The 20535-nt window shown below is 62.1% G+C and carries 18 protein-coding genes, 1 tRNA gene and 1 pseudogene; 9 read left to right on the top strand and 11 right to left on the bottom strand.

Going from position 1 to position 20535, the window contains the following annotated elements; all coding sequences use genetic code 11:
- Positions 1–258 (bottom strand): glutaredoxin 3, encoded by a 258-nt coding sequence (gene grxC / locus ACFPWW_RS20905; protein WP_112705850.1) that lies wholly within the window; start codon positions 256–258, stop codon positions 1–3.
- A gap of 32 nt (positions 259–290) precedes the next feature.
- Entirely contained in the window at positions 291–1067 is a 777-nt protein-coding gene (locus ACFPWW_RS20900) for a ComF family protein (RefSeq protein ID WP_377313114.1), read from the bottom strand.
- Positions 1068–1223: 156 nt separating this feature from the next.
- Here ACFPWW_RS20900 and ACFPWW_RS20895 point away from each other — a divergent pair, with 156 nt between their 5' ends.
- A complete protein-coding gene (locus ACFPWW_RS20895) occupies positions 1224–2108 on the top strand; it encodes a methyltransferase domain-containing protein (protein ID WP_112705861.1) in 885 nt (294 codons plus the stop codon).
- A 15-nt stretch (positions 2109–2123) separates the two neighbouring features.
- Here the strand turns inward: ACFPWW_RS20895 and ACFPWW_RS20890 are convergent, their stop codons facing one another.
- From ACFPWW_RS20890 to ACFPWW_RS20865, 6 genes are all read right to left on the bottom strand, one after another.
- On the bottom strand, positions 2124–2291 hold the full coding sequence (locus ACFPWW_RS20890) for a Flp family type IVb pilin (protein WP_112573421.1): 168 nt from the start codon (positions 2289–2291) through the stop codon (positions 2124–2126).
- A 69-nt stretch (positions 2292–2360) separates the two neighbouring features.
- Complete coding sequence (locus ACFPWW_RS20885; RefSeq protein ID WP_112573423.1) at positions 2361–2681, bottom strand: hypothetical protein; 321 nt, start codon at positions 2679–2681, stop codon at positions 2361–2363.
- Positions 2682–2807: 126 nt separating this feature from the next.
- The gene (gene mutT / locus ACFPWW_RS20880) at positions 2808–3221 is read right to left on the bottom strand and encodes an 8-oxo-dGTP diphosphatase MutT (protein WP_112573425.1); all 414 of its coding nucleotides are present in this window, start codon (positions 3219–3221) and stop codon (positions 2808–2810) included.
- Positions 3218–4024, bottom strand: a complete 807-nt coding sequence (locus ACFPWW_RS20875) for a GNAT family N-acetyltransferase (protein ID WP_377313113.1) — start codon at positions 4022–4024, stop codon at positions 3218–3220. Before ACFPWW_RS20875 ends, mutT begins: the two co-directional genes overlap by 4 nt.
- Positions 4005–5246 carry a bifunctional glutamate N-acetyltransferase/amino-acid acetyltransferase ArgJ gene (gene argJ / locus ACFPWW_RS20870; RefSeq protein WP_377313112.1) on the bottom strand — a complete coding sequence of 414 codons (1242 nt, stop codon included), beginning with the start codon at positions 5244–5246 and terminating at the stop codon, positions 4005–4007. The genes ACFPWW_RS20875 and argJ overlap by 20 nt, the downstream gene beginning before the upstream one ends.
- 120 nt (positions 5247–5366) lie before the next feature.
- Positions 5367–6251 (bottom strand): peptidylprolyl isomerase, encoded by an 885-nt coding sequence (locus tag ACFPWW_RS20865; RefSeq protein WP_377313111.1) that lies wholly within the window; start codon positions 6249–6251, stop codon positions 5367–5369.
- 248 nt (positions 6252–6499) lie between these two features.
- Here ACFPWW_RS20865 and secA point away from each other — a divergent pair, with 248 nt between their 5' ends.
- The 3 genes from secA (at position 6500) to ACFPWW_RS20850 (ending at position 12070) form a co-directional block, all read left to right on the top strand.
- Positions 6500–9217 carry a preprotein translocase subunit SecA gene (secA, locus tag ACFPWW_RS20860; protein WP_112705847.1) on the top strand — a complete coding sequence of 906 codons (2718 nt, stop codon included), beginning with the start codon at positions 6500–6502 and terminating at the stop codon, positions 9215–9217.
- 159 nt (positions 9218–9376) lie between these two features.
- On the top strand, positions 9377–10792 hold the full coding sequence (locus ACFPWW_RS20855; protein ID WP_377313110.1) for an oligosaccharide flippase family protein: 1416 nt from the start codon (positions 9377–9379) through the stop codon (positions 10790–10792).
- Positions 10793–12070 (top strand): GNAT family N-acetyltransferase, encoded by a 1278-nt coding sequence (locus tag ACFPWW_RS20850; RefSeq protein WP_112705845.1) that lies wholly within the window; start codon positions 10793–10795, stop codon positions 12068–12070.
- Here the strand turns inward: ACFPWW_RS20850 and ACFPWW_RS20845 are convergent.
- Positions 12067–13698, bottom strand: a complete 1632-nt coding sequence (locus ACFPWW_RS20845) for an AMP-binding protein (protein ID WP_377313109.1) — start codon at positions 13696–13698, stop codon at positions 12067–12069. The genes ACFPWW_RS20850 and ACFPWW_RS20845 overlap by 4 nt on opposite strands.
- 223 nt (positions 13699–13921) lie before the next feature.
- Here ACFPWW_RS20845 and ACFPWW_RS20840 point away from each other — a divergent pair, with 223 nt between their 5' ends.
- Together ACFPWW_RS20840 and ACFPWW_RS20835 are read left to right on the top strand one after the other, a co-directional pair.
- Positions 13922–14902 (top strand): aldo/keto reductase, encoded by a 981-nt coding sequence (locus tag ACFPWW_RS20840; RefSeq protein ID WP_377313108.1) that lies wholly within the window; start codon positions 13922–13924, stop codon positions 14900–14902.
- Between the two features lie 275 nt (positions 14903–15177).
- The gene (locus ACFPWW_RS20835; RefSeq protein ID WP_377313107.1) at positions 15178–15972 is read left to right on the top strand and encodes a class I SAM-dependent methyltransferase; all 795 of its coding nucleotides are present in this window, start codon (positions 15178–15180) and stop codon (positions 15970–15972) included.
- A 27-nt stretch (positions 15973–15999) separates the two neighbouring features.
- Here the strand turns inward: ACFPWW_RS20835 and ACFPWW_RS20830 are convergent, their stop codons facing one another.
- On the bottom strand, positions 16000–16578 hold the full coding sequence (locus ACFPWW_RS20830) for a TetR/AcrR family transcriptional regulator (RefSeq protein WP_377313106.1): 579 nt from the start codon (positions 16576–16578) through the stop codon (positions 16000–16002).
- Positions 16579–16702: 124 nt separating this feature from the next.
- Here ACFPWW_RS20830 and ACFPWW_RS20825 point away from each other — a divergent pair, with 124 nt between their 5' ends.
- Positions 16703–17998 carry an MFS transporter gene (locus tag ACFPWW_RS20825; RefSeq protein ID WP_112571710.1) on the top strand — a complete coding sequence of 432 codons (1296 nt, stop codon included), beginning with the start codon at positions 16703–16705 and terminating at the stop codon, positions 17996–17998.
- An 85-nt stretch (positions 17999–18083) separates the two neighbouring features.
- Positions 18084–18168 (top strand) — tRNA-Leu (locus ACFPWW_RS20820).
- A 116-nt stretch (positions 18169–18284) separates the two neighbouring features.
- On the opposite strand, the pseudogene ACFPWW_RS20815 reads toward ACFPWW_RS20820, so the two are convergent.
- Positions 18285–18580: pseudogene (locus tag ACFPWW_RS20815) on the bottom strand (hypothetical protein).
- A gap of 155 nt (positions 18581–18735) precedes the next feature.
- Here ACFPWW_RS20815 and ACFPWW_RS20810 point away from each other — a divergent pair.
- Entirely contained in the window at positions 18736–20481 is a 1746-nt protein-coding gene (locus ACFPWW_RS20810; protein ID WP_112571714.1) for a cation:proton antiporter, read from the top strand.
- Positions 20482–20535 lie beyond the last annotated feature (54 nt).

The following is a 20535-nucleotide window of genomic DNA, read 5'->3' as shown; positions in this document are numbered from 1 at the left end:
TCAGGCTGCCAGCAGCGGATCGAGCTTGCCGGCCCGATCGAGCGCGTAGAGATCGTCGCAGCCGCCGACATGCGTGCTGCCGATGAAGATCTGCGGAAAAGTGGTGCGGCCGTTCGACTTGCCAAGCATTTCCTGGCGAAGTTCCGGCGAGAAGGTCGCGTCATGCTCGACAAAATCGACGCCCTTCTCTTCAAGAAGAGATTTGGCGCGTGCACAATAGCCGCAGAATTGGCGGGTATAGATGGTAACGGGTACCATGAAGCTCTCCAGACAGTGCTGTTTTCTTTTTGTCATATAGTTTCTGCAAGTGCCCTTGCAAAGGTTAAAACGGTTATATCGGCAGCACCCGCCTTGCGCAGCGCGCGCGTTGCCGCACCGACCGTGGCACCCGTCGTATAGACATCGTCGACCAGCACGATGCGTTTGCCGAAAACGTCGCTTTCCCTGCCCGCGGCAACCGCAAAAGCGCCGCGGACATTGTCCTCGCGTGCCCGCACACCAAGACCGACCTGCTGGCTGGTGCGCTTCACGCGCAGGAGTGTGGCGGGCAACAGGGGTTTGCCTGCAAGCCTCGCCAAATGCCGGCCAAGTTCTGCGGCCTGGTTGAATTTGCGCGAGACCATGCGGGTGCGGTGGAGGGGAACCGGAATGACCGCATCGCAGCGCTCGACCATGCCGTCCGATGCGCGCAGCATCCAGCCGGCCATCATCGGCGCGAGATCGGTGCGATCCCGATATTTGAGGCCGTGTACGAGGGTGCGAACGGCATGCTCATGAGTGGCTGCCGACCGCAGCCGGTCGAAGGGCGGCGGATTGGCGATCGCCTCTGCGCTCAGGATGCCGGGGCCGAGATCATGCGAAAAGGGAATGCCGAGCACCTCGCAATAGGGCCTTTCGATGAAGCGGACCTCGGACCAGCACCTGGCACAAAGGCCGCGATGACCGCCTGTCGAAACTCCGCAGGCCGCGCAGGATGGCGGATAGACGAGATCGGCAAGCATGAAAAAAGGCCGCAGAAGCTGCGCCCGTATCCGCCCTGTCTCACCTTTCGTCTCGATCGTCCCCATATCAGGCAGAATAAAGCATGTCGCACAAAACCGGGTAACGGTTTTGCGATGACGGCATGGGTAAAAACAAAGACTGAAAGCAACGCGCTTTCGGTCGCCGCCCGTCAAAGGAAAATCGCCTTGCCGCCCGCCGGGCGGGGGAATATGGACATCGTCATGGATATTATCTTCGACAAGGCGCAGATCGCCGCAAACCGCCGGCGCGCGCTCGTAAACAACGACCCGAAAGCGGGCTTCCTGCTCGACATCGCCGCCGAGGAACTGGCAGACCGCCTGGCCGTTGTCGAACGGACCTTCGAACATGCGGTGGAACTGCACGGCACCACCGGCGCGGCCGCCCGTGCGGCGATCGCAACCGGCAAGGTCGGCAGCCTCACCCGCGTGGAAAGCGACCTTCGTTATGTCGCGCCGGGCGAATCCTTCCTCGAAGCACCGCTCGAAGACGTGCCGATGTCGCCTCAATCGGCCAATCTGGTGATTGCCCCGCTCAGCCTGCATCTGACCAACGATACACCCGGCGTTTTCATCCAGATCCGCCGCGCATTGAAACCGGACGGCCTGTTCCTGGCCGCCATTCCAGGCAGCGGCACGCTGCAGGAATTGCGCGAGGTGCTATTGGCGACCGAGATAGAAATGACCGGCGGCGCAAGCCCGCGCGTCATTCCCTTCGCCGATGTGCGCGATATCGGCGGCCTGCTGCAGCGTGCCGGCTTCGCACTCCCCGTCATCGATGCGGAGAATTACACGGTACGCTATGATTCAATCTTTCCGCTGATGCGCGACCTCAGAGCGATGGGCATGAGCAATCCGCTCGCCGCCCGCAGCCGCAAGCCGCTGACGCGCGCCTTCTTCCTGCGGGCGGGCGAAATCTATGCCGAGCGCTATTCGGACCCGGACGGGCGTATCCGGGCGACATTTTCGGTGATCTACGTGTCGGGATGGGCGCCGCATGAAAGCCAGCAACAGCCGCTGAAGCCGGGATCGGCCAAAGCACGGCTTGCCGACGCCCTCAAGGTGGAGGAGCAGAAGCTCAAACAGTAGGTGCCGGCAGGAAAATCAGTTGATCGTCAGGTTGTTCTCGACGGTGTTGAAGACGCCGCGCAGGCCGTTGGTGAACACACCCAGCCCACCGATAAGGGCCGCCGCCATCAGTGCTGCGATCAGCCCATATTCGATCGCCGTCGCACCGCTCTTGTCGGCCAGAAATCTCTTCAGCAAATTCATCAACCCAACCCTTTGCGCGCAAGACAGCCTTGAAAATAACGAGTCTTCAGCCGACGGAACCTGCATTCCTCAACAGCCGGCACCGACGCCGTAGCCCTGAACGACGCAGACGGAACCGGGCGTATCCTGGAGCACGCTGCGGCGGATCGTATAACGCTTGCCGTTCTCGCTTTTAGGGATCGAACCGGTGGTGATCGTGTCGAAATCCGCCGGCGCGCTGGCGAGCACGCTCTTCTTGGAGGAATCCGCCAGCATGGGCGTCAGGATCAGGGTGAGCGCCACCACGGCCGTACCGAAGAGAAGCGCAATATTCAACGCCCCCGTCCTGCGCGAGGCAGACGAAGAAGCGCGTTCCTTTTCGCGCACAGCTTTCCAGAAATCGTCGTCCATGACGTCAAGCCCTTAAATACACACACGCCAGTTGCTTGAGTGAGGCCGATCATTGCCAGAAGGTGCTAAATGATCGATTAATATCCACAGGCGAAATGGACGTTTCGCGCTAATATTGAGTAAGGGCTAAAGTAAATCCTGCAGCACCGGGATGAGCGGTTCGTCGGCCGGGGGCATCGGATAATCGCGCAGCGCCTGCGGGCGTACCCATTTGATCGCCTGGCCTTCACGGCCCTGCGGAATGCCCTCGTAGCGGCGGCAGACATAAAGCGGCATCAGCAGGTGGAACGTGTCGTAGCTGTGGCTGGCGAAGGTCAGCGGCGCAAGGCAGGGCACCTTTGTGGTAATGCCGAGTTCTTCGTGCAGTTCACGCACCAGCGTTTCCTCGGGCGTCTCGCCGGGCTCGACCTTGCCGCCGGGAAACTCCCACAGGCCGGCAAGCGATTTTCCTTCCGGCCGCTGTGCCAGAAGGATACGCCCGTCGGTATCGATCAACGCGCAGGCGGCGACCAGAAGCAGCTTCCTTCCCGCTTCGTTCATTCGCAGCACTCCTGCCAGTAGCAATAGTGGTAGGCATCGCGAAAACCGAGACGCTCGTAAAGGGCGATCGCCGGCGCGTTGGAAAGCTTCACCTGCAGCCAGGCGGTGCGGGCGCTGCGCATCCGCGCCCAACGCAGCGCCGAAGTCAGGATCTCGATGCCGAGCCCCTTGCGGCGATGACTTCCTGCGACCGAAAGCGACATGACACCGGCAAGGTCATTGTCCTGCACGCAAAGAACCGTCGCCAGCGGGCCGTACGCCGCATCGTCAATCATGAAAAGCCCCGATGGCGGCTTGATCGCGGAAATGATTTCGGCAAGCGCCGGCTTCAGTGATACCGGCGCCTGGTCGACCGCGAGATTGGCATCGACAAAACGACCGACGTCATGCGTCGGAAGATGATCGAGCGTGTCGGGCAGATCGGCCTGCGACAGGTCACACACCATCACCGCCGTCTCGTCGAAACGTTTCCATCCCTGTTCCTTGATCAGATCGATCAGAACGGGCGAGGCAAGCGGTGTCTCACGCACCACGGCGGGCCGGCCGTAGGCCTCAAACTTGCGGCTTGCCTTCTCCAGCCGGATCTCGACATCGCGATGGTCCGAGGGATCGAGAGGCACGATGGAATTCAGCCGGTTGGAGGGATGGCCCGCCGTCAGGCGGACCTGCCAGCTGCCGTCATATTGCACGGACGCGGCCGGCCAGGCACGAAAACCCACGGCCTCCAGCCGCCGGACCAGCGGCAGGTTCTGCTTCGGAAGGGATGCGTGCATCAACGAACGGTCAGCTCCGGTAGTCGCCATTGATCGCAACATATTCCCTGGTAAGGTCGCAGGTCCAGACCGTGGCCTTGCCGGAACCGAGACCAAGATCAACCTTCACGGGAATATCCTGCTTCTTCATGACTGCAGAGGCCGCATCCTCGGAATAGCCGGGATCACGCTCGCCGTTAACGGCAACGCGCACATCGCCGAACCAGATGGCAAGCCGGTCCCGGTCGGCCATTTCCCCGGCCTTGCCGACAGCCATGACGACACGGCCCCAATTGGCGTCCTCGCCGGCAGCGGCCGTCTTGACCAGCGGCGAATTGGCGATGGAAAGCGCAATCGTCTTGGCAGCGGCATCGCTCTCGGCACCGGTCACGGTGATTTCGAGCATCTTCGTGGCGCCCTCGCCGTCGCGGGCGACCTGGATTGCCAGATCCCTGAGAAGCTCGTTGAGCGCCGAACGGAAAGCACCGAGCTGCGGGTCGTCCGCGCTCGTGATGCGCGCCTGCCCGTCGGATGAGGCAGCACCCGTCGCAAACAGCATCAGCGTATCGGAGGTCGACGTATCGCTGTCGACGGTCATGGAATTGAAGCTCGGCTCGACGCCGGCGGAGAGGAGCGACTGCAATACGGGGGAGTCGATTGCAGCATCCGTGACAACGAAGGAGAGCATGGTCGCCATGTCGGGCGCGATCATGCCGGCCCCCTTGGCGATGCCGTTGATCGTCACCTTGACGCCGCCGATTTCGGCGCTGCGGGTCGCAACCTTCGGATAGGTGTCGGTGGTCATGATCGCCTTGGCGGCCTCGAACCAGAAATCGCCGGTCGCATCGGCCTGCATCTTGTCGAGCACACCGGCAAATTTGGTCGCGTCGAGCGGCTCGCCGATGACGCCGGTCGATGCGAGAAAGATCTCGTTTTCCGCGCAACCGACGGCGGCGGCAGCGGACTTTGCCGTAAGCTCGGTCGCAGCGCGGCCCTTCATGCCGGTGAAGGCATTGGCATTGCCGGAATTGACGACGACCGCTCGCGCCGTGCCGTGCGGCAGGTTGGCCCGGCAGAAATCGACAGGCGCGGAGGGGCATTTCGACTTGGTGAAGACGCCGGCGACAGAGGCCGGCGCGTCAAAGACCATCATCAGCACGTCCGTCCGGTTCTTGTACTTGATGCCGGCGGAAGCGGTCGCCATGCGCACGCCGCGTAGGGCCGGCAGCGAAGCGAAGGTTTTCGGGGCAAGCGGAGAAACGGTAGCGGACATCTGGAACGACCTGCCAATGAGCATTTCCAGGCGAAATGGCAACCGGTTCGCCGTCCCGGAAATGCGATAACAAACGATGATAGTGAATGGCCCGGAAGAACCGGGCCTTATTGCTGGTGATTACTGTTGCGGCGCCGGCGCCGGCGCGGGCTCGGCACCCGGCTCGGCCTGCTTGTTGGCGTCTTCGTAGCCCTTGCGCAGCGTTTCGTCCACAATCTCGACCTTGGCCGAGGACTTCGCCTCGCTCAGCAGCGCAAAATACTTGTCGCGCATGACGAGCTGACGAACCTGGTCCTGCACCTGCTCGAATGGCGGCGGCGGAGCGTCGCGCTTGTCCTCGACCTTGATGACGTGATAGCCGAAGTCGGTCTTCACAGGGGTCTTGGAGTAGGTACCCTTTTCGAGGGCGAAAGCGGCATCCTCGAATTCCTTGACCATGCGGCCGCGCGTGAAATAGCCGAGGTCGCCGCCGTCATCCTTGTTCGGATCGGTGGACTTTTCCTTGGCAAGCTCGGCAAAATCCTTGCCGGCGTCGAGCTGCTTGATGACGTCCTTGGCCTCGTCCTCGGTCTTGACGAGGATGTGGCGGGCGTGGACCTCTTCCTGCTTCGGAATAGCTGCGACTTCCTTGTCGTAGCGGGCCTTCACATCCGCATCGGTCACGGTGTCGACGACATGCTTCTTGAAGTAGGCGTTGTGAAGCTCGCGGTCGGCGAGGTACTGCATGCGCTTCTTGAAATCGTCCGTCTGGTCGAGCTTCTCGGCGGTGGCGTCGGCGGCCAGGAGCTTCACGTTAATCGCGGCGGAGAGTCCGGCGATCTTCTTCTGGTCGTCGGGAAGCTGCGCAAGCTGCGGGTCGAGATTGGCGATCGCCAGATCGAGTTCCGACTGGTGGATTTCCAGATTGCCGACCTTGGCGACAACGGCATCGTCGGCATAGGCCGGAGCCTGGAAGGCGACGAAGGCCGTAAACGCCAGCGCAGCAAGTTTGTTGGTGCTCAACATCAAATAACCCTTCACAATTATACCCGCCGGCTCCAGCTCTCGTGAATCCAGCCCGAAAACAGGCTTCAACACCGGAATGTGGCCTTTCTATATCAGCCAAATCCGTTGACATCATTTGCCCCCCCTCTTATCTGTCACGCAACCTCGCGTCCAGAACAGTTTCCGGGCGTTTTCAAGCGTGCGCCTGTTTTTCGGCTGGGTAGCGAATAAGAAACGTCGGGGAAGAATATTCAGAAAGGACCAGTCATATGGTCAGCTTTGGCGGTATTGCCCGCAAGTTATTTGGCTCAGCCAACGATCGCCGCGTGCGGTCCTTCCAGCCGAACGTCGCCGCAATCAACTCTATCGAAGAGAAGACCAAGGCGCTGACGGACGAGCAGCTTGCCGCCAAGACGGCGGAGTTTCGCGCTCTTCTGGCGGAAGGCAAGACGCTGGACGACATCCTGATCCCGGCCTTCGCGGTCGTTCGCGAAGCCTCCCGCCGCGTGCTCGGCATGCGACCTTTTGACGTACAGCTCGTCGGCGGCATGATCCTGCATTCCAACGCCATCGCCGAGATGAAGACCGGTGAAGGCAAGACGCTGGTCGCCACGCTGCCGGTCTATCTGAACGCGCTCTCCGGCAAGGGCGTGCACGTCGTCACCGTCAACGACTATCTCGCACAGCGCGACGCCGCCACCATGGGCCGTCTTTACGGCTTCCTCGGCATGACCACGGGCGTCATCGTCCACGGCCTGTCCGACGAAGAGCGCCGCGACGCCTACAATTGCGACATCACCTACGCGACCAACAACGAACTCGGCTTCGACTATCTGCGCGATAACATGAAGTACGAGAAGAACCAGATGGTCCAGCGCGGCCACAATTTCGCGATCGTCGACGAAGTGGACTCGATCCTCGTCGACGAAGCCCGCACGCCGCTGATCATCTCCGGTCCGCTCGACGACCGCTCCGATCTCTACAACACGATCGACACCTTCATTCCGCTGCTGACCCCGGAAGATTACGAGATCGATGAAAAGCAGCGCTCGGCGAACTTCTCCGAAGTGGGAACCGAGAAGCTGGAGAACCTTCTGAAGCAGGCCGGCCTGCTGAAGGGTGCCTCGCTCTACGACATCGAGAATGTCGCGATCGTTCACCACATCAACAATGCGCTGAAGGCCCACAAGCTCTTCCAGCGCGACAAGGACTACATCGTCCGCAATGGCGAAATCGTCATCATCGACGAATTCACCGGCCGCATGATGCCGGGCCGCCGCTATTCGGAAGGCCAGCACCAGGCGCTGGAAGCCAAGGAAAAAGTGCAGATCCAGCCGGAAAACCAGACGCTGGCCTCGATCACTTTCCAGAACTATTTCCGCATGTACGACAAGCTGGCCGGCATGACCGGCACGGCCCAGACGGAAGCGGAAGAATTCGGCAACATCTACAATCTCGATGTCATCGAGGTTCCGACCAACCTGCCGATCAAGCGTATCGACGAAGACGACGAGGTCTACCGGACGGTCGAAGAGAAGTACAAGGCGATCATCACCGAGATCCTGGACGCCCACAAGCGCGGCCAGCCGGTGCTCGTCGGCACCACCTCGATCGAAAAGTCCGAATTCCTCGCCGACCTGATGCGCAAGCAGGGCTTCTCGAACTTCCAGGTTCTGAACGCCCGCTACCATGAGCAGGAAGCCTATATCGTCGCCCAGGCCGGTGTACCGGGTGCCGTCACGATCGCCACCAACATGGCCGGCCGCGGTACCGACATCCAGCTCGGCGGCAACCTCGACATGCGTGTCGAGCGCGAACTCGGCGAAGTCGAACCGGGTCCCGAGCGTGACGCCAGGATCGAGGCGATCCGCGACGAGATCAAGCAGCTCAAGGAAAAGGCGCTTGCCGCCGGCGGTCTTTACGTCATTGCAACCGAGCGCCATGAAAGCCGCCGTATCGACAATCAGCTGCGTGGTCGTTCCGGCCGTCAGGGCGACCCCGGCCGCTCGAAATTCTACCTGTCGCTTCAGGACGACCTGATGCGCATTTTCGGCTCCGACCGCATGGACGGCATGCTTCAGAAACTCGGTCTCAAGGAAGGCGAGGCGATCGTCCATCCCTGGATCAACAAGGCTCTGGAACGCGCCCAGAAGAAGGTCGAAGCCCGCAACTTCGACATCCGCAAGAATCTCCTGAAATATGACGACGTTCTGAACGACCAGCGCAAGGTCATCTTCGAACAGCGCGTCGAGATGATGGAAGCGCCGAACATTTCCGAGACCGTGTCCGACATGCGTCGCGAAGTGGTGGACGATCTGGTCGCGACCCACATCCCGGAACGGGCCTATGCCGAACAGTGGGATGCCGCTGGCCTGAAGACGCAGGCTGCCAACATCCTCAACCTCGACCTGCCGATCGAGGACTGGGTAAAGGAAGAAGGTATCGGCGAAGACGATATCCGCGAACGCCTGATGGAAGCCGCCAACGCCGCCTTCAACGAGAAGGTCGAGCGCTTCGGTCCCGATATCATGCACTATGTCGAGCGCCAGGTCGTCATGCAGACGCTCGACCATCTCTGGCGCGAGCACATCGTCAACCTCGACCATCTGCGCTCCGTCATCGGTTTCCGCGGCTACGCCCAGCGCGATCCGCTGCAGGAATACAAGTCGGAAGCCTTCGAGCTCTTCCAGTCGCTGCTCAACAACCTGCGTCAGGCCGTCACCGCACAGCTGATGCGTGTGGAACTTGTCCAGCAGGCCCCGCCGCAGCCGGAACCGCCGGTCATGCAGGCGCATCATCTGGACCCGATGACGGGTGAGGACGAATTCACCAACACGACCTATCAGGCGCTTGAAGTCGCTGTCCCGCCGGAAAACCGCAACCCCAACGATCCATCGACCTGGGGCAAGGTCGGCCGCAACGAGGCCTGCCCCTGCGGCTCGGGCAAGAAATACAAGCACTGCCACGGTGCGTTCGAACAGGTCTGACAATGGCGCCTTCGGGCGCCATTGTCCTGGGTAATTTCCGCCCAATTATGGATCAGCGCAGCAGCCGATACCGCCTGATTGGGCATACCCTTTCTTAACGCTGATCTGGCAAGACTTGGCCGTGCGAATGCCCTGCCCCTAGAGTTTTGCGTGTTCAGAATGGCGGTCATAGAAACAGCGGAAAAGATGCTGCCCGCGGGGCTGCGGCCGATCGCCGGCCGGGCGTTGCGCATGGCGGGCGCTGTTCTCACCGAACGGGGTGACAAGGCCGCCGCCCAGCGCATGGCGCTGATCGCCTTTTCGATCCGCATCCTGAGCGCAGCCCTCGCCTTCCTGTCGCAGATCGTGCTCGCCCGGCTGATGGGTGAATACGAATACGGCATCTTCGTCTTCGTGTGGGTGCTGGTCGTCCTCTGCGGCGATCTGTCCTGCCTCGGTTTCCACACCGCCATCGTCCGCTTCCTGCCGCAATATCGCGCGGCCGGCGCCTTTGCCGAAATCCGCGGCCTGACGGGGACGGCGCGCGTCTTTGCCATGCTCTCGGGCACGACCGTTCTCATTGCCGGCATGCTCGGTCTGCATTTCTTCGGCGACAGGATCGAGAACTATTATCTGGTGCCGATCTTCCTCGGTCTCATGGCCATGCCGATGATCGCCCTCGGCGACATTCTCGAGGGCACCTCGCGAGCCAATCACTGGCCCGTCATGGCGCTGAGCCCGGTCTATATCGTCAGGCCGGTCCTCATCATCCTCTTCATGCTGGCCGCCATCTTCTTCGGCGCGCCGCATACGGCCGTCACCGCCATGCAGGCAGCACTCGCGGCGACCTTCGTCACCGCGCTCGGCCAATATGCCGCCACGCTTTATCGGATGCGCAAGCATTATGATGCCGGTCCCCGCAAGGTGGATTTCCTGGAATGGCTTGGCGTCGCCTTCCCGATCTTCCTCATCGAGGGCGTGAGCTTCCTGCTGACCAATTCCGATGTCGTCGTCGTCGGCATCTTCCTGGAGCCGCATGACGTCGCGATCTATTTCGCAGCCGCCAAGACCATGGCGCTGGTCCATTTCATCAATTTCTCGGTGAAAGCCGCGGCAGGTCCGCGTTTTTCCTCGATCATCGCCGAGGGGAACCGGAGCGATCTTGAGATTGCGGCCATCGATGCCGCCCGCTGGACGTTCTGGCCCGCGCTTGGTGCCGGTCTTGCGGTGCTGGCTGCCGGCCATCTGCTGCTGTCGCTCTTCGGCGGCGCCTTTACGGCCGGTTATGTGCTGATGGCGATCCTGCTGGCCGGTATCCTTGCCAAGGCGCTGGTCGGCCCCGCCGAGACGCTGCTGATGATGGCAGGCCAGCAGAATCTCTGCGTGGCCCTCTATGCCGGCGCGCTCGCCGCCAATGTCGGCCTCAATCTCCTCTTGATCCCGCACTACGGCATCGTCGGAACGGCGATCGCCACGGCCTCCGCCATGGCCGTGGAAGCGCTCCTGCTGCATGTCTTCGTGCGTCGAGCCCTCGGCTTCACGCTGTTCGCCTTCGCAACCCCTTCCGCCGCAACGCCAGACATGAGAGCCCGATAGATGGTACGTGTACCACCCATCACCGAGAGCACCGACAGCAACGCGAACCGCATGGTTCACGATCTTGCCGCGCTCAAGTTCGAAGCGCCGCAGGCTGAGGCACGGATCGAAATCGGCCGGCCGGGTCGTGAGCTCTGCCTGTATCCCGGCAGGCTGGGTTACGATCTGCAGGAAGAACTGGACTTCCTCTCCAATCGCGCGATGGAGCCGAACGTCTTCTTCAGCGGCCGTTTCCTGGCGCCGGCCATGCCGCGGCTGGAAGACCGGCAGGTCAATTTCGCCATCATCAGAGACCACAACGAGAAGCGCAGCCGCATGCGCCTGCTCATGCCCTTCTCGGTCGACAAGCCCGGCTTTGCCGTCGGCCCGTCAATCATCCGCGGCTGGGCAAACAGCTTCGGTCCGCTGGGCACTCCCCTGGTCGATGCCGAGGATGCGGCGGAGACGCTGGACAATCTCTTCGAAGGTCTTGTCACTCAGGATCTCGGCCTGCCGGGCACCCTGGTCCTTCCGGACGTGCGGCTGAACGGCATCTTCGTGCGCATGGCAAAGGCGGTGGCGCTGAGCCGCAACCTGCCGCTGACCGTCGCCAATCCCTATGAGCGGCCGATGCTGCAGAGCGATGACGACGCCATGGTCTATCTCGGCCGCACCGTATCGTCCTCGCACCTGCGCGAAATGCGCCGCCAGTGGCGGCTTCTCGAAGAACTCGGCAACGTCGTCCACACCGTCGCCCGCCAGCCGCGTGAAATCCATATGCGCTTCGAGGAATTCCTGGCGCTGGAAGCCGGCGGCTGGAAGGGCAAACGCCGCAGCGCACTGGTGACCGACCGCTACCACACCGCCTTCGCCCGCGAGGCCGTGTCCAATCTGGCGGAAATCGATGCGGTGCGCATCCATACGATCGACATCAACGGCAAGGCGATCGCCGCCGTGGTTGTGCTGATGATGGGAGGCGAAGCCTATACCTGGAAGACCGCCTATGACGAAAGCTATTCCCGCTATTCGCCCGGCAAGCTCCTGATGAGCGAACTGACCGAATGGCATCTCGACGATGCCAACGTCGTGCGCTCGGATTCCTGCGCAGTCTCCGATCATCCGATCATGAGCCGCTTCTGGCAGGAGCGCGAGGAAATGGGCACGCTGGTGATCGGTCTTACCCAGAATGGCGACCGCGACATGCGCCAGGTCGCCGCCCAGCTGCACATGTACCGCAGCACCCGCAACATGGCGAAGATGCTGCGCGAGAAGATCATGTCGCTCGCCGGCCGCGGCTAGATCTCGGCCGCAGCCTTCTCTCGCAGCAAGCGGCGAATGACCTTGCCCGTTGTCGTCAGCGGCAGGGCATCGACGAATTCCACCTCGCGCGGATATTCGTGCATCGAAAGCCGCGTTTTCACCCAGTCCCTGATTTCTGCGGCAAGCTCCGCGCCGGCGGCATGGCCCGGCGCAAGCACGATATAGGCCTTGACGATTTCGGTTCTGAGCGGATCGGGTTTGCCGACGGCAGCGGCGAGCTGGACGGCCGGATGGCCGAGCAGGCAGTCTTCGATCTCCGCCGGGCCGATGCGGTATCCCGATGAGGTGATGACGTCGTCGTCGCGGCCCGCGAACGTGATGTAGCCCTCAGCATCCTGCCAGCCAATATCGCCAGTCAGCAGCCAGCCCCTGGCATATTTCCGCTCCGTCGCTTCGGGATCGTTCCAGTAACCGAGGAACATCACCGGATCGGGGCTGGCAATGGCGATCTGCCCCTGCGCGCCGACCGGCAGCTCCTCGCCTTCATCGTCGACGATCGCCACCCTGTGGCCGGGCGACGCGCGCCCGATCGCGCCGGCCTTCGTCACGCCGAAGGCGGCGCTCGAAGACAGCACGAAATTGCACTCCGTCTGCCCGTAAAATTCATTGACGGTAATGCCGAGGGTCCGGCGCACCCATTCATAGGTCTCCCGCCCCAGCGATTCACCTGCCGAACCGATGGTGCGCAGCACGAGATCATATTTCGAGCGCGGATCCTCGACGGATTTCAGAAGCCGCAGCGCCGTTGGCGGGATGAAGGCATTGCGCACCCTCATTTCGGCCATGATGCGATAGGCCATGTCGGCATCGAACTTCTGTGCCGGCGATGACACGACAGGCACGCCGAGCAGCAGGCTCGGCAGCAGAGCGTTGAGCAGGCCGCCGGCCCACGCCCAGTCCGACGGTGTCCACATCCTGTCGCCGGCCTGCGGAAAGCCTTCGTGGGCAAATTGCATGCCGGGAATATGGCCGGCCAAGACCCGATGGCCGTGCAGCGCGCCTTTCGGCGGCCCCGTCGTGCCCGACGTGAAGATCATCAGCGCCGGCTCGTCCGGCCCCGATTGCGCAATATCGAAGACGGGCGGATGGGCCGAAACCAGGTCGGCAAAGCCGAGTATACCGGCCGAGGCCCCTTCGATACTGATGACATGCCGGACGTCGGGCAGGCGATCGCGGATCTGGCTGATGCGCTCAAGCCCGAAGCCGTTGGTGACGACGGCTGTCGCACCCGCAGCCTTCAGCCGGTATTCCAGCGCCTCGACCCCAAAAAGCAGCGCAAGCGGCAGCGCGATCGCGCCCATCTTGTAGATTGCCACATGCGAAATGACCGTCTCGAAGGATTGCGGCAGAAGCAGCGCCACACGATCTCCTCTGCCGATGCCAAGCGCCGAAAGCGCATTGGCGAAGGCGGAGGAGCGACCGGCAAGCTCGCCATAGGTCAAGGACAAATGGTGGCCGTCAGGACTGAAATGTTCGAGGCAGACGCGATCCGGATCACGCGCGGCCCAATCGTCGCTGACGGCGCGGCCGATATTGAAATCCTCGGGGATCTGCCAGGAGAAATCGCGGTAGAGCGCGTCATATCGATCGCCGGGCGGCAGGTTCATGGGCATTGATCCGGTAAATGCTGCACCAGCTAACACCTCACCGGCCGCGCACGCAAGCGGTGTAATCCGCAAGGATAGGGCGACATTGCGCCCGCCCATCACGTATTATTGCGCTAACTGCAGAACACATTCTCCGCTAGGCTTGCTGAGACTTCGGCGATTTCTGCGCTACATCATGCGCATGCGCCTGGGGAGTCGCTGAAATTCATCACGGAGCACTTTCATGGAATATGTGAAACTCGGGAAGACCGGTCTCGAAGTCTCGAAGATCTGCCTCGGCTGCATGACCTATGGCGATCCGAACCGCGGAAATCACGCCTGGAGCCTGCCGGAAGAGGAAAGCCGCGCCCTGCTCAAGCAGGCGATCGATCTCGGCATCAATTTCCTGGATACGGCCAACACCTACTCCAACGGGTCGTCGGAGGAAATCGTCGGCCGCGCCATCAAGGATTTCGCCAAACGCGAGGACATCGTGCTCGCCACCAAGGTGTTCAACCGCATGCGCCCCGGCCCGAACGGCGCCGGCCTGTCGCGCAAGGCAATCTTCGACGAGATCGACAACAGCCTGCGCCGTCTCGGCACCGACTATGTCGATCTCTACCAGATCCACCGCTGGGACTACACGACGCCGATCGAGGAAACGCTGGAAGCCCTCCATGACGTGGTCAAGGCGGGCAAGGCTCGCTATATCGGCGCCTCTTCCATGTATTCCTGGCAATTCGCCAGGGCGCTCTACACCTCCCGCCTCCATGGCTGGACGGAATTCGTCAGCATGCAGGATCACCTCAACCTGCTCTACCGCGAGGAAGAGCGGGAAATGCTGCCGCTCTGCGAGGACCAGAAGATCGCCGTCATCCCCTGGAGCCCGCTTGCCCGCGGCCGCCTGACCCGCGACTGGGACGAGAAGACCAATCGCAGCGAGACCGACGAATTCGGCAAGACGCTCTACAAGCAGGCCGAAGACGCCGACCGCAAGATCGTCGAGAAGGTCGCCGAGATCGCCAGGGCTCACGGGGTCTCGCGCGCCCAGGTCGCAACCGCCTGGATCCTGCAGAAGAGCGCCGTCACCGCCCCGATCATCGGCGCGTCCAAGCCGCAGCATCTGACGGATGCCGTCGGTGCGCTGACGGTAAAGCTGAGCGCCGAGGATATCGCGGCACTCGAAGCCCCATACATCCCGCACAACGTCGCCGGCTTCAAATAAACCCGTGCGCCCTCCCTCCCTCCGCATCGCCGGAGGGAGGCACATTCCGCTTCCATGACGGGCAGGCACTGCGCATGCCCTGCCCGGAAGTGCCAATATCGATGGATATGAATTGCCTCCGCCGGTCGCGGCCTGTTGAAGCATATCGTGCCGCTCTGGCGCTGGGTGGCCGAAAACGTGGCCTCCTTCGAGGCGTCCCGAACACAAGCCGAAAAACCATCACGAGCCGGTCACACTTAGGCCTTAGCGCTTGCGGCAAACAGAGGGCCGTCCGCATGACCATCGTTCCCTTCGAAGCTCGTCGCTTCCGCACCACCGCTGCCTATTATAGTCGCTATCGTATCCCTTATCCGGACAGGCTGATCGAACGCGTCACCGAACGAACCGGGCTGAGGTCCGGCGACCGCGTGCTCGATCTCGGCTGCGGGCCGGGACCGCTCGCCGTCGCCTTCGCGCGTCTGGCCGGCGCTGACGTCACCGGAATCGATCCCGAGCCGGAAATGCTGGATGCCGCCCGTGAGAATGCCGCCGCAGCCGGCGTCAGCATCAGCCTCGTCCAGGGTTCCTCCTACGATCTCGGTCCGGATCTGGCGCCGTTGAAGCTTGCCGTCATGGGCCGCTCCTTCCACTGGATGGATCGCCCGGCAACGCTTGCGGCACTCGACGAGATCATCGCTCCGGGCGGCGCTGTCGTTCTCTTCTCCGACAGGCATATTGCCGCAACACCGGATTGGCGCGATGCGCTGCAGCAGCTCTCGCAGACCTATTCGCCGGAAAAAAGCGCCGAGCGCCAGCTGCGTCGTGCGCCGGAATTCGGCCCGCATGAAACGGTCCTGCTGCGCTCCCCCTTCCGCAATCTCGAACGCATCGGCATCGTCAACGAACGGGTCATCGGGACGGAGGATATTGTCGGCCGCACCTTCTCCATGTCGGTCACGTCTCCACAGGCGCTGGGCGACAGGACGGAAGAATTCGAAGCGGCATTCCGCAGCGAACTCGCCGCCTTGTCACCGGACGGCACTTTTACCGAAATCGTCGAAGGTCATGCCCTGATCGCCTTCCGCGATTAAAGCCATTCCGGCAATTGCGCGATTGCTTCAGGATTGCTGCGTCGGATCGAGCTTGCGGCGCATCGTGACGAGAAACTGCTCGGCGAGCGCCCGATCCTCGACCGCGCGGGCAAGAATGACGGCGCCCATCATCGATGAAAGCGTCGTCGTCGCATTGGCGCGACGCTCTTCTTGCGTCGCACCCGGTACAACCTCCTCCAGCACATCGACCAGCGTCGACAATCCCTCGCTGAAGGTCGCCCGAACCGCACCTTCGCTGCGGCTGACTTCCTGGATAAGCGAGGCGAAGACGCAGCTTCTCCCCGGGTCGTCGACAGTACGCCAATGGATGTAATGATCGAGCAGCGCCTGAAGCGGCCGGCCCGGCGCACCGGCGATCAGTTCGCGCCAGCGCTCTTCCACACGCTCGATCAGCTTGCGGCTGACCTCGAGCGCAAGATCGTCCTTCGATTCGAAATGGCCGTAAAAGCCGCCATGCGTAAGGCCTGCGGCCTTCATGATATCGGCCACGCCGACACCGTCGAACCCGTTTTCGCGAAAAAGCACACTGGCCGCCGTCAGGATCTTTTCGCGGTTTTCTGCAAATTTCTCGCGGCTGACCCGCATTTTTCGTCTCCGGAAATGGTCGCTTGACAAATTATATGATGTCCATCATCAATACGCAACAAATATGATGGCCGTCATGTAAAACGGTCCTGTATGGTCCCCACGTCTCAAACGGAATTTGCCCATGGTCTCTGCAGTCCTTGCATCATCCCTTGCCCGGCGAAACATCCACTACGGATGGGTCGTCGTCGCCGCCACCTTCCTGACCATGCTGGTAACTGCCGGCGCCATGGGCGCGCCGGGCGTGCTTATCAAACCGTTGCAGGACGAATTCGGCTGGGAAACCTCCCAGATTTCCTCCGCGCTCGCCATTCGCCTGATCCTCTTCGGCCTGATGGGACCCTTTGCGGCCGCCTTCATGAACTATTTCGGCGTCCGCAAGGTCATCGTCTTTGCGTTGGCCCTGATCGGCGCGGGCTTCGTCGGCTCGCTCTTCATGACCAAGCTCTGGCATCTCCTGGCGCTCTGGGGCATCGTCGTCGGCTTCGGCACCGGCCTGACGGCCATGGTGCTGGCAGCCACGGTGTCCACACGCTGGTTCGTCAAGCATCGCGGTCTCGTCGTCGGCATGCTCTCGGCAAGTTCGGCAACCGGCCAGCTCGTCTTCCTGCCGCTGATGGCGGAGCTGACCGAGCGCTACGGCTGGCGCGCCACGGTCTTCTTCGTCTGCGCCATGATCATGGCCGCGGCGCTTATGGTGCTGCTCTTCATGCGTGACCGCCCCTCGGACGTGAACCTGCCCTCGGTCGGCGAAACCCAGGTGACGCCGGCCCCTTCCCGCGGCACGCTCGGCGCAGCGCTCGCAACGCCGATCACGGTTCTCCGCGAAATTTCAACGACGTCGACCTTCTGGATCCTGTTTGCCACCTTCTTCATCTGCGGGCTCAGCACCAACGGTCTCATCCAGACGCATTTCGTCACGCTCTGCGGCGATTTCGGCATCATGCCGGTCGCAGCCGCCAGCGTTCTTGCCGTCATGGGTATTTTCGACTTCTTCGGCACGATCGGCTCCGGCTGGCTCTCCGACCGCTTCGACAATCGCTGGCTGCTCTTCTGGTATTATGGCCTGCGCGGTCTCTCGCTGCTCTTCCTGCCGTTCAGCGATTTCTCTTTCTATGGCCTCTCGATCTTTGCCGTCTTCTACGGCCTCGACTGGATCGCCACCGTGCCGCCGACCGTCAAGATCGCCGCCGACCGTTTCGGCCGCGAAAAGGCCGGTCTCGTCTTCGGCTGGGTCTTCGCCGGCCACCAGCTTGGCGCCGCCACCGCCGCCTATGGCGCCGGCCTGTCCCGCACGGCGCTGGAAAGCTACCTGCCCGCCTTCTTCGTCGCCGGCGCCTTCTGCCTGCTGGCGTCGATCCTGGCCATCACGTTGAAGAAGTCCGGCCTCACCGGCCCGAGCGAAGCGGTCGCCCACTAAAGGCAGCTTTCGCAAGAGCGAAACTTCGCCCGCCGTCTTGCACGCGCGGGCGAACGCATGTTAGACAGCCGCCTCGTATTTCGCTGCCCCATTGGCGGAATTGGTAGACGCGCTCGACTCAAAATCGAGTTTCGAAAGAAGTGCTGGTTCGACCCCGGCATGGGGCACCAAATATCCCTGAAATGATTGGATTTGAGCTTGCACCCGCGCCCCGAAGGGCGAGGGCATGAACCTTGGCGGCCAAGGCCGAAGTCCGCAGCGGAATGCCGGGCCTTCGGTCCGATCTTTAATTGCAACGGCGGACCGTTTGTGTGACGGCGCCTTCGTCGGTCTGGCGGGTCACGCTCCGGGTGACGCATCGCTCACGGTCCCGATCGTGCCAGCGGTCACGTTCGCGCACCGCACCAAACGTAACGCCACGATCACTGATGGTAATGCCGGGGCGCACCCGGTCATGGTCGTAACGGTCGTAGCCGTCATAGGAACGCTCGCGCGTCACCGTTACGCTGTCTGCCATTGCAGGTACTGGAGCCGAGCCAGGGCAAGGGCAGCGATTGCACAATTGATGATGATCTTTCGCATATCTCTTCTCCTTGTGATGTATGGGCAACGACACAGGAGACTAGTGGTTCCGCCAAAAAAGCCGGCGGTTTAAGCCCGATCCTTTCAAATCAACTCTTTAAATTTGGCGGCGCTTCATCCTAAAGTGCCGGCCTCCAGGCATTTTGAGAGGGCTGATGCATCAGGAAGCGGGTTTAATCGCGACGGTAGCCATAAGCTTCGTCTTTGCGGTGGTTCTTGGCTACTGCGCCGACAGGCTGCGGTTGCCGCCGCTGGTCGGCTATCTCTTCGCCGGCATTCTCATGGGACCGTTCACGCCGGGCTTTGTCGCCGACACGGAGCTTGCGAGCCAGCTCGCCGAAATGGGCGTGATCCTGCTGATGTTCGGCGTCGGCCTGCACTTCTCCGCATCCGACCTGTTGGCCGTGCGCGGCATCGCCGTGCCGGGCGCCATCGCCCAGATCCTGCTGGCCACCCTGCTCGGCGTCGGCCTCGGCGAACTCTGGGGCTGGAGCCTCGGCGCCGGCATCGTCTTCGGCCTCAGCCTTTCGGTCGCCAGCACTGTCGTGCTCCTGAAAGCGCTGGAAGAGCGCAACCTCGTCAATACTGCAGGCGGACGTGTCGCCGTCGGCTGGCTTATCGTCGAGGATCTCGCCATGGTTCTGGCGCTCGTGCTGCTGCCGGCCCTTGCCGAGCTTCTGGGCGGCCATGCGAGCGATGCTGCCTCGCATGGCCTCGACCTGCCGCTTGCGGCCACCATCGCTCTCACCTTGCTGAAGGTCGCAGCCTTCACGGCCATGGCGATCTTCCTCGGCCCCCGCATCGTGCCCTGGCTTCTGACCTTGATTGCCCGCACCGGCTCGCGCGAGCTCTTCACCCTCGCCGTGCTCGCCATCGCGCTCGGCATTGCCTTCGGCTCGGCGGCAATTTTCGGCGTTTCCTTCGCGCTCGGCGCCTTCTTTGCCGGCGTCGTCATGAGCGAATCCCATCTTAGCCATCGCGCGGCGGCCGATTCCCTGCCGCTGCAGAATGCCTTCTCGGTATTGTTCTTCGTCTCGGTCGGCATGCTGTTCGACCCGTCGATTATCGTGCGTCAGCCTCTCGACATCATCGGCGCGCTGGCGCTGATCATCCTCGGTAAGGCGATCATTTCCTTTAGCATCGTCACGCTGCTGCGCTATCCGATCGGCATGGGCCTGACGGCGGCCGGCGGTCTTGCCCAGATCGGCGAATTCTCCTTCATCCTTGCCGGCCTCGGCGTTTCGCTCGGGCTGTTGCCGCATGAAGGACAGGATCTGATCCTCGCCGCCGCAATCCTTTCCATCACGCTGAACCCGCTCGTCATCTTCGCGGCGGAGAAGCTGAACCGCTACATCAAGGTAACGTGGCCGCGCGTCTACGAAAGTTACGGCCGGAAGAACCAGAACGTTCTGGCAGGCGAGCTGGAAAAGATCAGGGCGCTCGGCGAGGAGCGCGCGCGCCAGCACCATCTGCGCATCCAGCAGCTGGTCGAAACCTTCCCGCTTTTTTCCGAAGTCGGCGAGGATGCGCTTGAGGAACTGCTCCTGCTGTTCAACCCCAAACTCGCCTCGCCCGGCGAGCGCGTCATCCGCCGCGGCGACCGCGGCGACAGCATGTATTTCATCTCCTCCGGCGCGGTCGAGGTGCGCCTGGCAAGCGGCGCGGTACGGCTAGAGCCCGGTGCCTTCTTCGGCGAAATGGCGCTGCTCAGCGGCGGACGCCGCACAGCCGATGTCATCGCCGTCGATTTCTGCCAGTTCGAGGTTCTGGAGCGGCGCGACTTCAACATGTTCATGTCGCGCCACCCGAACCTTCGCGCCATCGTCAGCGAAATGGCGCAGAAACGCACGGAGATGAACGTCATGCGCCAGCAGTGGGAAAAATCCATGGATCTGTCGTGAAGGCGCCGCGTCGGGCCCGTCGTTCACGCAAATCGAACAGTCGTCGCAAACCCG

The sequence above is a fragment of the Rhizobium sp. GCM10022189 genome, assembly GCF_042656325.1.
In the GTDB taxonomy this organism is placed as follows: domain Bacteria; phylum Pseudomonadota; class Alphaproteobacteria; order Rhizobiales; family Rhizobiaceae; genus Rhizobium.
This window is presented reverse-complemented; position numbering and strand designations above follow the sequence as displayed.

Excerpts from the sequence above, each read along its gene's own strand:
- ACFPWW_RS20890 (WP_112573421.1), bottom strand. The coding sequence starts at position 2,291 with ATGAATTTGCTGAAGAGATTTCTGGCCGACAAGAGCGGTGCGACGGCG.
- ACFPWW_RS20900 (WP_377313114.1), bottom strand. The coding sequence starts at position 1,067 with ATGGGGACGATCGAGACGAAAGGTGAGACAGGGCGGATACGGGCGCAG.
- ACFPWW_RS20885 (WP_112573423.1), bottom strand. The coding sequence starts at position 2,681 with ATGGACGACGATTTCTGGAAAGCTGTGCGCGAAAAGGAACGCGCTTCT.
- ACFPWW_RS20825 (WP_112571710.1), top strand. The coding sequence starts at position 16,703 with ATGGTCTCTGCAGTCCTTGCATCATCCCTTGCCCGGCGAAACATCCAC.
- ACFPWW_RS20850 (WP_112705845.1), top strand. The coding sequence starts at position 10,793 with ATGGTACGTGTACCACCCATCACCGAGAGCACCGACAGCAACGCGAAC.
- ACFPWW_RS20865 (WP_377313111.1), bottom strand. The coding sequence starts at position 6,251 with ATGTTGAGCACCAACAAACTTGCTGCGCTGGCGTTTACGGCCTTCGTC.
- ACFPWW_RS20895 (WP_112705861.1), top strand. The coding sequence starts at position 1,224 with ATGGATATTATCTTCGACAAGGCGCAGATCGCCGCAAACCGCCGGCGC.
- ACFPWW_RS20875 (WP_377313113.1), bottom strand. The coding sequence starts at position 4,024 with ATGGCGACTACCGGAGCTGACCGTTCGTTGATGCACGCATCCCTTCCG.
- ACFPWW_RS20855 (WP_377313110.1), top strand. The coding sequence starts at position 9,377 with ATGGCGGTCATAGAAACAGCGGAAAAGATGCTGCCCGCGGGGCTGCGG.
- ACFPWW_RS20845 (WP_377313109.1), bottom strand. The coding sequence starts at position 13,698 with ATGAACCTGCCGCCCGGCGATCGATATGACGCGCTCTACCGCGATTTC.
- ACFPWW_RS20835 (WP_377313107.1), top strand. The coding sequence starts at position 15,178 with ATGACCATCGTTCCCTTCGAAGCTCGTCGCTTCCGCACCACCGCTGCC.
- ACFPWW_RS20810 (WP_112571714.1), top strand. The coding sequence starts at position 18,736 with ATGCATCAGGAAGCGGGTTTAATCGCGACGGTAGCCATAAGCTTCGTC.
- ACFPWW_RS20840 (WP_377313108.1), top strand. The coding sequence starts at position 13,922 with ATGGAATATGTGAAACTCGGGAAGACCGGTCTCGAAGTCTCGAAGATC.
- mutT (WP_112573425.1), bottom strand. The coding sequence starts at position 3,221 with ATGAACGAAGCGGGAAGGAAGCTGCTTCTGGTCGCCGCCTGCGCGTTG.
- secA (WP_112705847.1), top strand. The coding sequence starts at position 6,500 with ATGGTCAGCTTTGGCGGTATTGCCCGCAAGTTATTTGGCTCAGCCAAC.
- argJ (WP_377313112.1), bottom strand. The coding sequence starts at position 5,246 with ATGTCCGCTACCGTTTCTCCGCTTGCCCCGAAAACCTTCGCTTCGCTG.
- ACFPWW_RS20830 (WP_377313106.1), bottom strand. The coding sequence starts at position 16,578 with ATGCGGGTCAGCCGCGAGAAATTTGCAGAAAACCGCGAAAAGATCCTG.
- grxC (WP_112705850.1), bottom strand. The coding sequence starts at position 258 with ATGGTACCCGTTACCATCTATACCCGCCAATTCTGCGGCTATTGTGCA.